Origin of the sequence: Allobosea sp. TND4EK4 (genome assembly GCF_900156025.1) — a bacterium.
In the GTDB taxonomy this organism is placed as follows: domain Bacteria; phylum Pseudomonadota; class Alphaproteobacteria; order Rhizobiales; family Beijerinckiaceae; genus Allobosea.
The window spans coordinates 572,930-584,901 of record NZ_FTMO01000001.1 but is presented as its reverse complement, the minus strand read 5'-3'; the positions used below and the strand labels follow the sequence as shown (position 1 = coordinate 584,901).

15 protein-coding genes are annotated in these 11,972 nt (G+C 68.5%); 12 read left to right on the top strand and 3 right to left on the bottom strand.

Going from position 1 to position 11,972, the window contains the following annotated elements:
* Positions 1 to 55: 55 nt before the first annotated feature.
* Positions 56 to 1,399 carry an Nramp family divalent metal transporter gene (locus tag BW981_RS02905; RefSeq protein ID WP_076436026.1) on the bottom strand — a complete coding sequence of 448 codons (1,344 nt, stop codon included), beginning with the start codon at positions 1,397 to 1,399 and terminating at the stop codon, positions 56 to 58.
* A gap of 190 nt (positions 1,400 to 1,589) precedes the next feature.
* Between BW981_RS02905 and BW981_RS02900 the strand changes: the two genes are divergently transcribed.
* From BW981_RS02900 to BW981_RS02865, 9 genes are all read left to right on the top strand, one after another.
* Positions 1,590 to 2,978: a M20/M25/M40 family metallo-hydrolase gene (locus BW981_RS02900; protein ID WP_076436024.1), complete on the top strand. Its 1,389-nt coding sequence runs from the start codon at positions 1,590 to 1,592 to the stop codon at positions 2,976 to 2,978.
* On the top strand, positions 2,978 to 3,559 hold the full coding sequence (locus BW981_RS02895) for an LOG family protein (RefSeq protein ID WP_076436022.1): 582 nt from the start codon (positions 2,978 to 2,980) through the stop codon (positions 3,557 to 3,559). Before BW981_RS02900 ends, BW981_RS02895 begins: the two co-directional genes overlap by 1 nt.
* 89 nt (positions 3,560 to 3,648) lie before the next feature.
* Complete coding sequence (locus BW981_RS23230; RefSeq protein ID WP_139333590.1) at positions 3,649 to 4,119, top strand: hypothetical protein; 471 nt, start codon at positions 3,649 to 3,651, stop codon at positions 4,117 to 4,119.
* Positions 4,079 to 5,362, top strand: a complete 1,284-nt coding sequence (locus BW981_RS02885) for a DNA-packaging protein (protein ID WP_244560196.1) — start codon at positions 4,079 to 4,081, stop codon at positions 5,360 to 5,362. The genes BW981_RS23230 and BW981_RS02885 overlap by 41 nt, the downstream gene beginning before the upstream one ends.
* A 143-nt stretch (positions 5,363 to 5,505) precedes the next feature.
* Positions 5,506 to 6,687, top strand: a complete 1,182-nt coding sequence (locus tag BW981_RS02880; RefSeq protein WP_076436020.1) for a phage portal protein — start codon at positions 5,506 to 5,508, stop codon at positions 6,685 to 6,687.
* A complete protein-coding gene (locus BW981_RS02875) occupies positions 6,684 to 6,884 on the top strand; it encodes a hypothetical protein (RefSeq protein ID WP_076436018.1) in 201 nt (66 codons plus the stop codon). Before BW981_RS02880 ends, BW981_RS02875 begins: the two co-directional genes overlap by 4 nt.
* Positions 6,881 to 7,057 (top strand): hypothetical protein, encoded by a 177-nt coding sequence (locus BW981_RS22930; RefSeq protein ID WP_175624026.1) that lies wholly within the window; start codon positions 6,881 to 6,883, stop codon positions 7,055 to 7,057. Before BW981_RS02875 ends, BW981_RS22930 begins: the two co-directional genes overlap by 4 nt.
* Positions 7,054 to 7,560, top strand: a complete 507-nt coding sequence (locus BW981_RS02870) for an HK97 family phage prohead protease (RefSeq protein ID WP_175624025.1) — start codon at positions 7,054 to 7,056, stop codon at positions 7,558 to 7,560. The genes BW981_RS22930 and BW981_RS02870 overlap by 4 nt, the downstream gene beginning before the upstream one ends.
* A 105-nt stretch (positions 7,561 to 7,665) precedes the next feature.
* Positions 7,666 to 8,847: a phage major capsid protein gene (locus BW981_RS02865; RefSeq protein ID WP_244560222.1), complete on the top strand. Its 1,182-nt coding sequence runs from the start codon at positions 7,666 to 7,668 to the stop codon at positions 8,845 to 8,847.
* Between the two features lie 61 nt (positions 8,848 to 8,908).
* On the opposite strand, the gene BW981_RS02860 is transcribed toward BW981_RS02865, so the two are convergent.
* Together BW981_RS02860 and BW981_RS02855 are read right to left on the bottom strand one after the other, a co-directional pair.
* The gene (locus BW981_RS02860; protein ID WP_076436014.1) at positions 8,909 to 9,757 is read right to left on the bottom strand and encodes a S1 family peptidase; all 849 of its coding nucleotides are present in this window, start codon (positions 9,755 to 9,757) and stop codon (positions 8,909 to 8,911) included.
* A 64-nt stretch (positions 9,758 to 9,821) separates the two neighbouring features.
* Positions 9,822 to 10,652, bottom strand: coding sequence for a S1 family peptidase (locus tag BW981_RS02855; RefSeq protein WP_244560195.1), 831 nt, complete (start codon positions 10,650 to 10,652; stop codon positions 9,822 to 9,824).
* On the opposite strand from BW981_RS02855, the gene BW981_RS02850 reads away from it, so the two are divergent.
* Genes BW981_RS02850 through BW981_RS02840 form a run of 3 tightly spaced genes read left to right on the top strand, consistent with a single transcriptional unit; the run spans position 10,651 to position 11,965 of the window.
* Positions 10,651 to 11,220 carry a head-tail connector protein gene (locus tag BW981_RS02850; RefSeq protein WP_076436013.1) on the top strand — a complete coding sequence of 190 codons (570 nt, stop codon included), beginning with the start codon at positions 10,651 to 10,653 and terminating at the stop codon, positions 11,218 to 11,220. The genes BW981_RS02855 and BW981_RS02850 overlap by 2 nt on opposite strands.
* On the top strand, positions 11,220 to 11,558 hold the full coding sequence (locus BW981_RS02845; RefSeq protein WP_076436011.1) for a phage head closure protein: 339 nt from the start codon (positions 11,220 to 11,222) through the stop codon (positions 11,556 to 11,558). Before BW981_RS02850 ends, BW981_RS02845 begins: the two co-directional genes overlap by 1 nt.
* Positions 11,555 to 11,965, top strand: a complete 411-nt coding sequence (locus tag BW981_RS02840; RefSeq protein WP_076436010.1) for a DUF3168 domain-containing protein — start codon at positions 11,555 to 11,557, stop codon at positions 11,963 to 11,965. The genes BW981_RS02845 and BW981_RS02840 overlap by 4 nt, the downstream gene beginning before the upstream one ends.
* Positions 11,966 to 11,972 lie beyond the last annotated feature (7 nt).

Genomic DNA, 11,972 nt, shown 5'->3' with positions numbered 1-11,972 from the left:
GCACCTCAACCCTGCCCCTCTCCCTTGCGGGAAAGGGGTTCTGCCGTGGCGCCCATCAAGCACCCGTCGCGAAATCGACGATCAGCTTGATGTTGAGCACGATGATGATCGCCGCGATGACGGCGGCCAGCACCGTCAGCCAGCGCGGCGCCGCCATCTCGCCCATCTTCGCCTTCGACGCCGTCAGCATCACCAACGGCACCACGGCGAACGGCAGTTGCAGGCTCAGCACCACCTGGCTGAGGATCAGCAACTTCGCGGTCTGTCCCTCGCCATAGATCAGCGTCACCGCGATGGCCGGCACGATTGCGACGAGCCGCGTCACCAGGCGGCGCAGCCAGGCGGCGAGCCTGATGCGCAGGAAGCCTTCCATGACGATCTGGCCGGCCATCGTCGCGGTCACCGTCGAGTTGAGGCCACAGCAGAGCAAGGCGATCGCGAAGAGGGTCGGAGCTATGGAGGCCCCCAGCAGCGGCTGGAGCAGTTCCTGCGCCTTGCCCAACTCCGCCACGTCGTGCTGGCCCGCCTTGTGGAAGGTGGCGGCGGCCAGGATCAGGATCGAGGCGTTGATCAACAGCGCAAAGCAGAGCGCGACCGTCGAATCCAGTGTGGCGTATTTCAGCGCCTCGCGCTTCTCCGGCAGGCTCCCGCCATAGGCGCGGGTCTGCACGATGCCGGAATGCAGATAGAGGTTATGCGGCATCACCGTCGCGCCGATGATGCCGAGCGCGATGTAGAGCATGTTGGGGTTCGTCACGATCTCCGTCGTCGGCGCGAAGCCCTTGATCACCGCGCCCCAATCCGGGTCCGCCATGGCGATCTGAACCGCGAAGCAGACGGCGATGACGCCGAGCAGCGTGATGATGAACGCCTCGACCCAGCGGAAGCCCCTGGTCTGCAGCCAGAGGATGAGGAAGACGTCCAGGCCCGTGATCAGGACACCGATCTCGAGCGGAATCCCAAAGAGCAGGTTGAGGCCGATAGCCGTGCCGATGACCTCTGCGAGGTCGGTGGCGCAGATGGCCAGCTCTGCCAGCAGCCAGAGCGGGAAGGCCATGTAGGGGGGATAGGCGTCGCGGCAGGCCTGGGCGAGGTCGCGCCCCGTCGCCACTGCCAGCCGCGCGCAGAGCGACTGGAGCACGATCGCCATGATGTTCGAAACCAGGGCGACGACGAGCAGCGTGTAGCCGAACTGGGCCCCGCCTGCGAGCGAGGTCGCCCAGTTGCCCGGGTCCATATATCCGACTGCGACCAGGTAGCCGGGGCCGAGGAAGGTCAGGAACTTGCGCCAGGACGACATGCCGGGCGTGACCTTCACGGTCCGGAACACGTCCGCCAGCGAGGGCTCCCCACGCGATCTCAACCAAATGGACGAGGATTCCGGGGCGGTTTCGGACATGGCACGGCCTTGCTGCAAACTGGTTGCAATAAGAGCTAAGGCCGCCGGCTTTCGCTGTCAATGCAGTTGCAAAGCGTTTTCAATAAGGGCTCGACCTTGGAAGAAGGGCGGCATCCATGCGCGATTGGAGGCTGACGTTGCCGCGTCTGCTTGCCATGATGGCGTCATCTGAATCGCATCCGGTGCCGTCATGTCCGAAACCGCCCAGCTTTCCGCCGTCCTTTCACGCCTCGACAGCGATCTCGACGCTTCGCTGGCGCGGTTGTCGTCCTGGCTGGAGATTCCCTCGGTCGGCACCGACCCCGCCTTCAACGCCCAGACGCGCGAAGCGGCCGAGTGGCTTCGGGCGGATCTGGAAGGCCTCGGCTTCAAGGCCGAGTTGCGGGAGACCGGCGGCCATCCGGTGGTGCTGGCGCATCGGCCGAAGCCCGGCGCTCCCCATGCCCTCTTCTACGGCCACTACGACGTGCAGCCTGTCGACCCCCTCAATCTCTGGGATACCGAGCCGTTCAAGCCTGTGCTGCGCGAGATCGAGCCCGGTCGCAAGGTCATCTCGGCGCGCGGCGCCTGCGACGACAAGGGGCAGGTGATGACCTTCATCGAGGCCGTGCGCGCGACGCTGGCCGAGACCGGGGATCTGCCGATCGGCCTCACCATCCTCGTCGAGGGCGAGGAGGAGTCCGGCTCGGTCAACCTGCCGGGCTACATCAAGGCGAATGCCGCCGAGCTGAAGGCCGATTTCGCCATGGTCTGCGACACCGGCATGTGGGATCGCGAGACGCCTCTGATCACCTCGACACTGCGCGGCATGGTCTATCAGGAGGTGACGCTCACCGCCGCCGATCGTGACCTGCATTCGGGCCTGTTCGGCGGGGCCGCCGCCAATCCGATCCATATCCTGGCGAAGATCGTCGGCGAACTGCATGACGAGACCGGCCGCATCACCGTCCCCGGCTTCTATGACGGCGTGCACGAGCCGACCAATGCCCAGAAGGCCGAATGGGCCGATCTCGGGCTCACCGAGAAGGACTTCCTCGGCCAGGTCGGCCTCAAGCACTCCATCGGCGAGAAGGGCCGGCTGCTGATCGAGCAGATCCAGTCCCGCCCGACCTGCGACGTCAATGGGCTCTGGGGCGGCTATACCGGCGAAGGCAGCAAGACCGTGATTCCCGGCAAGGCATCGGCCAAGGTCTCTTTCCGCCTCGTCGGCGATCAGGACCCCGCGAAGATCGCCGCAGCCTTCCAGCAGTTCGTGCGCGACCGGCTGCCGGAGGACGTGACCGCTGCGTTCATCAGCCATTCCGGTTCGCCCGCGCTCGCCGTGCCGCAGGATTCACCGGTGCTGCAGAAGGCACGCAAGGCGCTCGCGGACGAATGGGGCGGGCGCGTCGTCGCGCTCGGCAGCGGCGGCTCGATTCCCGTGGGCGGAGACTTCAAGCGCACGCTCGGGATCGACACGCTCTTCGTCGGCTTCGGCCTCGACGACGATCGCGTCCACTCCCCGAACGAGAAATACGACCTATCTTCCTTCCATAAGGGCCAGCGTTCCTGGGCCCGGATCTTGCAGGCTCTCGGGTGATGAAATCGGTCTGTGTCTTCTGCGGTTCCAATCCTGGCAATGATCCCGTCTATGCGGCCGGCGCGCGGGCCATGGGGGCGGAGATCGCCCGTCGCGGCCTGGTGCTCGTCTATGGCGGCGGCGCGGTCGGCCTGATGGGCGTCGTCGCCAATGCCGCTCTGGAAGCCGGTGGCGAGGTCCATGGCGTCATCCCCAAGGCGCTGCGGGACAAGGAGGTCGGCCATTTCGGGCTGACGCGGCTCGAGGTCGTCGACACCATGCACACCCGCAAGGCGCGGATGGCAGAGCTTTCGGACGGGTTCATCGCCATGCCGGGCGGCATCGGAACCTTCGAGGAACTGTTCGAGATCTGGACCTGGGGCCAGCTCGGCATCCATGGCAAGCCGCTCGGCCTGCTCAATGTCGCGGGCTTCTACGATGCGCTGGCGACGTTTCTCGACCAGACGGTGGAGGCCGGCTTCCTGAAGGCCAATCACCGCGCCATGGCCATGACCGACACCGAACCGGCGACCCTGCTGGACCGGATGGCGGACTACGTTCCTTCCGCCACCTATAAGTGGGTCGAGAAGGAAGAGGTCTGATGCCCCTCTGATCTGCGCCTCTCGAATGTAGGAATATTTTCTTGACATCGTGACGCTGATCGGGTAGACATCAGGAACGCTCACGAAATGTGCCCGAACGAAGCCGCCGCGCCCTCCCGCCGGCGGCTTTTTCGTGCCTGCCATCAGGGACGTTCGCGATGACAGAGGATGACGGCGCGGCCGGCGAAGCAGCAGCGGCTGTGCCCAAGCCCCGAACGGTGCCGGTTAACCGGAAGCGCGTGGTGAGCCAGCTCTGGCGGGCTGCCAAGCGCCAGCTCGACGCGCATGAGGAGCATCTCTCGGACATGCCCAAGGGCGCCGCCGCCAGCGAGGCCGACGCCAAGGCGCTGGCGACGCTGGCGCGCACGGTGCGCGAACTGGTGGCGATCGACGAACCGGCGCCCGGCCAAAAGGACAAGCAGACGGATGACCTCTCCGCCGCCGATGGATTGCGCCACGTCGCCGAACTCCGAAAGGAGCTTGCACGACGTCTTGAAGTCCTTGCCGCCAGAGAGGCGGGTGCCGCTGCTCCTGCAATTGCTGCCGACGGCGACGCCTGACCAATACGAGGTTCTGATCGTCGAATGGGCGATCTGGGCCCGGCCAGACCAGATACCGCCGCCGCCGCCGCGGGGTGTCTGGCTGGTGTTGGGTGGGCGTGGGGCCGGCAAGACGCGCACGGGAGCGGAATGGGTGAAGGGCATGGCGCTCGGCCATCCGCCCTATGCAGAAGCCAAGACCGGGCGCATCGCGCTGATCGGCGAGACGCAGGGGCAGGTCCGCGACGTCATGATCGAAGGTGTCTCCGGCCTCCTGTCAATCCACACCCGCTGGGAGCGCCCCACCTGGTCGCCTTCGCTGCGGCAACTGAAATGGCCGAACGGCGCCATCGCCCAAGTCTTCTCCGCCGAGGACCCGGAAAGCCTGCGCGGCCCACAATTCGGCGCCGCCTGGTCCGACGAACTGGCGAAATGGCCGAACCTTCAGGAGTGCTGGGACATGCTGCAATTCGGATTGCGTCTCGGCGACCATCCTCGCCAGATCGTCACCACGACACCGCGGCCGGTGCCCCTGATCAAACGCCTGCTGGTCGAGCCGAACGTTGCGGTCAGCCGGGCGAAGACAGCCGACAACCGCTTCAACATGGCGGCGGAATTCATCCGCACCGTTACGCAGAGCTATGGCGGCACGCGGCTGGGCCGGCAGGAACTCGACGGCGAGATCGTCGAGGAAAGCGCCGATGCGCTCTGGACGCGAGCGATGCTCGAAGCAACCCGGGAGCGCGCCGCTCCAGGCCTTGCGCGGATCGTCGTGGCGGTCGATCCGCCGGCTTCCTCCTCGCAGCGCGCCGATCGGTGCGGGCTCGTGGTCGCGGGCGTCGATGCCGAAGGGCTCGGCCATGTGCTGGAAGATGCGACGCTGGCCGGCGCCCGCCCGCATGAATGGGCGCAGAAGGCTGTCGCACTTTACAGGCGCCATGAAGCGGATGCGCTGGTCGTCGAGGTCAACCAGGGCGGCGAGATGGTTGAGAGCGTCATCCGGGAGGTCGATGCCGGCATCCCCGTCATCTCCGTGAAGGCGACGCGCGGGAAGTATCTGAGGGCCGAGCCGGTGGCGGCGCTCTATGCCCAGGGGCGGGTCCGCCATGCCGGCGCCTTCCCCGAGCTCGAAGACGAAATGTGCGCCTTCGGCCCGTCCGGCCTCGAAACCGGTCGCTCCCCCGACCGGCTGGATGCGCTGGTCTGGGCACTGACGCATCTGATGCTCGCGCCCAAGGGCCGGCCGCGGGTGCGGGGGATGTAGTTTTCCCGCCAACCGTCATTGCGAGGAGCGTCAGCGACGAAGCAATCCAGCGGGCAGAGAGGACTGCCGCTTCTGGAACGCTTCGCCGCGCTCGCGATGACGGCTGCCGGAATGTCGTTTCACGCTCCAACAGCGAGACTTCCATGTTCGATTTCCTTCGCAGCCTGCGCGGCAACGCCGCGCCGGAGCAGAAGCGCTCGCGCGTCGGGCCGCTGATCGCCCTGCACGAGGCGGGGCGGGCGGTGTGGACGCCGCGCGACTACGTCGCCCTGTCGCGCGAGGGCTACGAGCGCAACCCGGTCGTCCATCGCTGCGTCCGGTTGATCGCCGAGGCGGCGGCCCAGACGCCGCTTGTCGCCAAGGTCGGGGACCGCGAGAGGCCCGAGCATCCGGCGCTCGCCTTGATCGACCGCCCGAACCCCCGACAGGGCGGCATCGCCTTTCGCGAGATGCTGTTCGGCCATCTGCTGGTCGCCGGCAACGCCTATGTCGAGTCGGTTTCGACCGGTCGCGAGCCGCGCGAGCTCTATGCGCTGCGGCCCGACCGGATGCGCGTGGTGCCGGGCCGGGACGGCTGGCCCGAGGCCTACGACTACGCCGTCGGCGGGGAGACGATTCGCTTTCGGCAGGACGAGGGCGCGCTGCCGCCGATCCTGCATCTGACGCTGTTCCACCCGGTCGATGACCATTACGGGCTCTCGCCGGTCGAGCCTGCAGCGACCGCGCTCGACATCCACAACGCCGCCAGCAACTGGCACAAGGCACTGCTCGACAATGCGGCGAGGCCGTCGGGTGCGCTCGTCTATGACGGGCCGGACGGCGCGATGCTGACCGAGCCGCAGTTCGACCGGCTGAAGCAGGAACTGGAGGACAGCTTCCAGGGCGCCCGCAATGCCGGCCGCCCGCTGCTGCTGGAAGGCGGCCTCGACTGGAAGCCGCTCTCGTTGACGCCCGCGGAGCTCGATTTCGTCGCGGCCAAGGGCGTGGCGGCGCGCGAGATCGCCCTTGCCTTCGGCGTGCCGCCGCTGCTGCTCGGCTTGGCCGGCGACAACACCCACGCCAATTTCGCCGAGGCCAACCGCGCGCTCTGGCGCCAGACGGTGATCCCGCTGGTCCGCCGCACGGCGCAGTCACTGGCGCAATGGCTCGGTCCGGCCTTCGGCGACGACCTCATGCTCGACCCCGACCTCGATGCGATCGAGGCACTGGCCGAGGAGCGGGAATCGCTCTGGCGGCGGCTGGGCGCAGCCACCTTCCTCGACGAGGACGAGAAGCGCGAGGCGGTCGGCTACGGCCGGCGCACCTCCGGGAAGGAGCCGTCATGAACCTGCTCGATCAGATCGTGACGGCTTTCGTCGGCCGCGCCGATGTCGGCCATCTCGGCCTGCTGCTCTGGGCCGCGAGTGCATCCGGGCTGGCCTGGCTCGTCCTGCGCGAGCTCACGGCTGCAAACCGCCGCTTCGACGATTTCGTGCGCGAACTCAACCGCTTCAACGCCCGCCACGAGGGAGAAAAGCCATGAAGGGAACCAGCCGGAGCAGGCCGCTGCCGCGACCGGAAGGAGGGCGGCGGCAGACCGACAGAGCGGGGCCTGCCGGCGCCACGCGCGAGACCTTCAGCCGCTTCGTCAGCAATCTCGCGAAGCTGGAAGGAGAGCGCAGCCAGTCGGCCAAGGGCGAGGCGAACCGGGGATGAACCGCACCCGCCACCTGCCGTTCGAAGCCAAGCTTCTGCCGATGCAGCCTGCCCGCGTCGCAGCTGACGGCACCTTCGAAGGCTATGCCAGCCTCTTCAGCGTGCCGGACCTGGGCAAGGACGTCGTCGAGCCCGGCGCCTTCCATCAGAGTCTGGCGCGGCGCGGCCTTGCCGGCGTCAAGCTGCTCTGGCAGCACGACCCGGCCGAGCCGCTTGGTCGCTGGCTCAGCCTGGCCGAGGACCGTCGCGGTCTCTTCGTCCGCGGGCGGCTCTCGCTCGCCGTCGCTCGTGCCCGCGAGATCCACGCGCTGATGCGGGACGGCGCGATCGACGGCCTTTCGATCGGCTTTCGCCCCGAAAAGGCGCGTACCGAGCCGCGCACCGGCCTGCGCCGGCTGGAGCGGGTGGACCTCTGGGAGGTCTCCATCGTCACTTTTCCGATGCTGCCACAGGCGCGGGTCAGCGCCGTGAAAACCGTGCTCCGGCCGGCCGCCTTCGCCTGAAACCCGGCTTCCCATCGCATTTCACCAGGAGAATCCATGACCCATCTCGACCATGCCCCCGAAACCAAGGCATCCGGTGCCGATCTGGCGCTCGCCTTCGAAGATATGCGCTACACGCTGGAGAGCTATCGTGCCGCCAATGACGAACGTCTTGCGGGGTTGGAAGCCCGCAACGGTGTCGATCCGCTGACCGAGGAGAAGCTCGCCCGGATCGACGGCGCGCTCGACGAGGCGCTGCGCCGAATCGACCGGCTGACACTGGACCGCTCGCGGCCCGCGCTCGGCCGGGACGGTCAGGGCACCCGTGATCCGCTGGTCGCGGAGCACAAGGCAGCATTCGCCGCCTATGTCCGAACCGGCGAGGCCGGTGGGCTGAAGCGGCTCGAGGCGAAGGCTCTCTCGGCCGGCTCCGGCCCGGATGGCGGCTATCTGGCGCCCTCGACGGTCGAGGGCGAAATCCTGCGTCGCCTGGCCAACATTTCGCCGATCCGGGCGCTGGCGACGGTGCGGACCATCTCGTCCGGCAGCTACAAGAAGGCCTTCTCGACCGCAGGGCCGGCCTCCGGCTGGGTCTCGGAGACGGCGGTTCGTCCGCAGACGGCCACGCCGACGCTGGCCGAGCTCTCCTTCCCGGCGATGGAGCTCTATGCCATGCCGGCGGCGACGCAGACCCTGCTCGACGACGCCATCGTCAACATCGACCAGTGGATCGCGGAGGAGGTCGAGAGCGCCTTCGCCGAGCAGGAAGGCGCGGCTTTCGTCAGTGGCGACGGCGTCGACAAGCCCAAGGGCTTCCTGGCCTATCCGACCGTCGCCGAGGCGAGCTGGAGTTGGGGCAATATCGGCGTGCTGAATACCGGCGTTGCCGGCGCCTTCGCCGCCCTGAATCCGGGCGACGCGCTGATCGACCTCGTCTATGCGCTGAAGGCCGGCTACCGCCAGAACGGCACCTTCGTGATGAACCGCAAGACGCAAGGAGCGGTACGCAAGTTCAAGGACGCCAACGGCAACTATCTTTGGCAGCCCCCGGCCTCGGCCGGAGCTTCGGCGACCCTGCTGGGGTTTCCGCTGGTCGAGGCCGAGGATATGCCCGACATCGCAAACAATGCCGTGGCGATCGCCTTCGGCGATTTCCGGCGCGGCTATCTCGTGGTCGACCGGGCCGGCGTGCGCATCCTGCGCGACCCCTACTCCGCCAAGCCGTATGTGCTGTTCTACACGACCAAGCGCGTGGGCGGCGGCGTGCAGGATTTCGCCGCCATCAAGGGGCTGACATTCGCAAGCTGAGCACCTGGTCCGAAAGCGGAAACTGCCTTTCGCAGCGATCTGGGGCCACCACCCTGGACGCTCAGCGCGAGAACCACCAGCTCCATTCGGAGCTGGCCTGTGGCCGGCCGGCTTCGTCCGGCTGCAGGGCGCTGCCGAGCGCCAGCAGGCGGGCGCTGCCTTGCGAAATCCAGTCGCGATGCTCGCTGACCGGGGTGATCGCGGTGAACCCGCCGCAGATCAGCCGGGCCTGTGTCCTCAGCGGCCCGCTCGACCAGCTCACGATCCCGACGAGGTCGCGCGAGCGGGCCGAACCGCGGATGACCGGCCCTCCGGAATCGCCACGGCAGGCGCCGGCGCCCGGCGTCTCGCCGCGCGATTCAATGTCGACCGCGACCTTGACGGTATTCTGCGTGGTGTAGTTGCCGACGTTGAGGAGCTGCGTCTCGCGCAGTCGCCGCGCGCTGCGCTTGTTGTTCTCCGAAGAGAGGCCGTAGCCGGCCATGGTCACGGTCTCGCCCTGCCAGAGCCCGCCGCCGAGACTCAAGGGCTGCATGTCGTCCGGCAGGGGCTGTGCCAGGCGCAGCAGCGCGAGGTCGGTACCCGGCTGGGTTCGTGGCGTCGTGCCGGGCACGAAGCTCGGATGCGGCAGCACGGCCACGACGAGCTGCCGGCGCGGCTTGAAGCGCGGATCGAGGCTGACGACGCTGATCGAGCTGCCATCCATCAGGCAATGCGCTGCGGTGAGCACGATCTGCGGCGCGATCACTGCGCCGGAGCAGAGCTCGCCGCGGCTGGTTTCCACGCGCACGGTCGAGGCGCGCGTGCCCTGCGTGTCGCGCGGCGTGACGCCGCCGACGACTGCAAGGGCGGGCTGGGTTGCCGCCAGCACCAACGAGAAGCCGAGAAGAGAAAGCGAGCGCGACAGCATGAGCCAGATCGATGACGATGGCAGACCAATCTAGAAGAGACGGCGGCGCAGTCCAGTATTTCCGTCAGCGCGGTGCCGACCAGCGAGCGGTCTGCCCCCATTGGCCCAGGGTCAAGTCGATCCAGCCCCGTTGCGGCGCCACCAGCACGCCCTGGCTCAGCAAGCCGCATTCGCGGCCGGCCGGTCCGGTCGACCAGCTGCTGATCGCGACGACGGCTGGCCCGTCGAACATCGCACCGCCTGAATCGCCCTGGCAGGCACCTGCGCCCGGCGTCTTGCCACGCCCGGCTGGGTCGGCCGCCCAGAGCAGGATGCGGCCGGGGCCGTAAGGCTCGATCACCTCGAGCGCGGCGGAGCGATAGGTCCCTGTCGTGCGGGCCTCCCGCTCCTGCGAGACGCCGTAGCCGGCGAGCGTGACCGCGCTGCCGGCGCGTGGGCTGGCGCCGCCATCCAGGGTGGCCGGCGTGAAACGGGCCGGCAGCGGCTCGGACAACCGGATCAGTGCCAGATCGATCGACCGGCGCCGGTTGCTGACAGCCTTTGCGTTGAACTCCGGGTGGAGGACGACCGAGGCGGGCACGAGCAGCACCGGCTCCCCGCCGTCCCGCCAATGAACGCGCAGCTCGGTGCCGCCGGCCGCGCAATGGGCTGCCGTCAGCACGGTTTTTGGCGACAGCACGACGCCGCTGCACACCCCGCCACGGGCGTTGAGCACCATCACGGTCGAGGCTTCGGCCGGCCCGCCCTCGCGGCCACCGACCACGGCCGACGCGGGCAGCGCCGAAAGCGCCCAGGCGAGACCCAGAACCCAGTTCACGATGCGCATCGAACGCTCCTCCCAGGAGGGCAGATAGCGCGTCGCCTCCCGCAATTGAACCCGCAACGGAGCGATCATGACGCCGCTTGCCCTGGAGCCGCCTGCCGAGGAGCCGATCTCGCTCGCCGAAGCCCGAAGCTTCCTGCGCCTCGACCAGAGCGACGAGGACGATCTGCTGACGATGCTGGTGACGGCGGCGCGCCTGATGGTGGAAGCGGCGTCGGGCCGCTGCCTCGTCGATCAGCACTGGCGCATCGTCCTCGACTGCTGGCCACAGGCGGGCGAGATCCGGCTGCCGCTGTCGCCCGTCAGCACCATCCTCGCCGCCCGCGTCTACGACGCCACGGGAACGGCGCAGCCGGTCGATCCTGCCGCCATGGCGCTCGACAGCCTGTCCGATCCGCCCCTGATCCGCATCGGGGGCGAACTCCCCGCACCTGGTCGTGACCACGGCGCTATCGAGATCGACGTGGTCGCCGGCTTCGGTCCCGACGCGACGGACGTGCCCGGGCCGCTGCGGCAAGCGGTGCTGCGCCTCACGGCACGCTGGTTCGAAGAGCGCGGCGATGTCGCCAGCCGCGATGCCCAGGCCTTGCCGGTCCCGATCGCGGCGCTCGTCGCGCCCTATCGCAGGGCGAGGCTGTGATGGTGGAACGGCGGGAGGCCGCCATCGGCGGCATGCGGCGGCGCCTTGCGCTCGAAGCGCCGGTCGAAGCGTCCGATGGGCTGGGCGGCGTCACCCGCAGCTTCGTCACCGTGGCCGCCTTCTGGGCGCAGGTGGAATGGCTCGGTGGCGCGGAGCATTGGCGGCAGGGTCGGCCCGAACAGACCGGCAGCTATCGCATCACCCTGCGCTGGCGCGGCGATCTCGACGCCGGAAGGCGTCTGCGCGACGGGGCACGCCTGTTCGAGATCAGGGCCGCCGCCGATCCCGATGGCGGGCGCCGCCGGCTGGTCTGCCTCGCCGAGGAGGTGACGCCATGAGCGATGCGATCCTGGCTCTGCGGGGCGCCGTTCAAGCGCGGCTCGCGACGGACGCTGCCCTGACGGCGCTGATCGGCGCGGACCGAATCTTCGACGAGGCGCCGCGCGCCCAGCGCGGCCTCTACGTGGTGCATGGCGACATCGAGGCGCGCGACTGGTCGACCGGCACCGAAACCGGCTGCGAGCAGGAGTTCGCGCTCGTCGTCTGGGCAGGGCAGAGCGGCTCGTCGCGCCAGGCGCTGGAGGCGGCCGGCCTGATCGTGGCGGCCCTGGACGGCAGCGGCCTCGCACTGGACGGCCATGTGCTCGTCAACCTGCGCTGGCTGTCCAGCCGTCTTGCGCGCGAGCCGCGTGGCGGCCTCCCAAGCGTGACGCTCCGTTTCCGGGCGGCCACCGAGTCGGCCTGATGTCTTT

Coding starts and splice junctions, on each gene's coding strand:
- BW981_RS02870 (WP_175624025.1), top strand. CDS start 7,054: ATGAACCGCACCCGCCACCTGCCGTTCGAAGCCAAGCTTCTGCCGATG.
- BW981_RS02900 (WP_076436024.1), top strand. CDS start 1,590: ATGTCCGAAACCGCCCAGCTTTCCGCCGTCCTTTCACGCCTCGACAGC.
- BW981_RS02855 (WP_244560195.1), bottom strand. CDS start 10,652: ATGATCGCTCCGTTGCGGGTTCAATTGCGGGAGGCGACGCGCTATCTG.
- BW981_RS22930 (WP_175624026.1), top strand. CDS start 6,881: ATGAAGGGAACCAGCCGGAGCAGGCCGCTGCCGCGACCGGAAGGAGGG.
- BW981_RS02875 (WP_076436018.1), top strand. CDS start 6,684: ATGAACCTGCTCGATCAGATCGTGACGGCTTTCGTCGGCCGCGCCGAT.
- BW981_RS02895 (WP_076436022.1), top strand. CDS start 2,978: ATGAAATCGGTCTGTGTCTTCTGCGGTTCCAATCCTGGCAATGATCCC.
- BW981_RS02880 (WP_076436020.1), top strand. CDS start 5,506: ATGTTCGATTTCCTTCGCAGCCTGCGCGGCAACGCCGCGCCGGAGCAG.
- BW981_RS02865 (WP_244560222.1), top strand. CDS start 7,666: ATGCGCTACACGCTGGAGAGCTATCGTGCCGCCAATGACGAACGTCTT.
- BW981_RS02850 (WP_076436013.1), top strand. CDS start 10,651: ATGACGCCGCTTGCCCTGGAGCCGCCTGCCGAGGAGCCGATCTCGCTC.
- BW981_RS02860 (WP_076436014.1), bottom strand. CDS start 9,757: ATGCTGTCGCGCTCGCTTTCTCTTCTCGGCTTCTCGTTGGTGCTGGCG.
- BW981_RS02845 (WP_076436011.1), top strand. CDS start 11,220: ATGGTGGAACGGCGGGAGGCCGCCATCGGCGGCATGCGGCGGCGCCTT.
- BW981_RS02905 (WP_076436026.1), bottom strand. CDS start 1,399: ATGTCCGAAACCGCCCCGGAATCCTCGTCCATTTGGTTGAGATCGCGT.
- BW981_RS02840 (WP_076436010.1), top strand. CDS start 11,555: ATGAGCGATGCGATCCTGGCTCTGCGGGGCGCCGTTCAAGCGCGGCTC.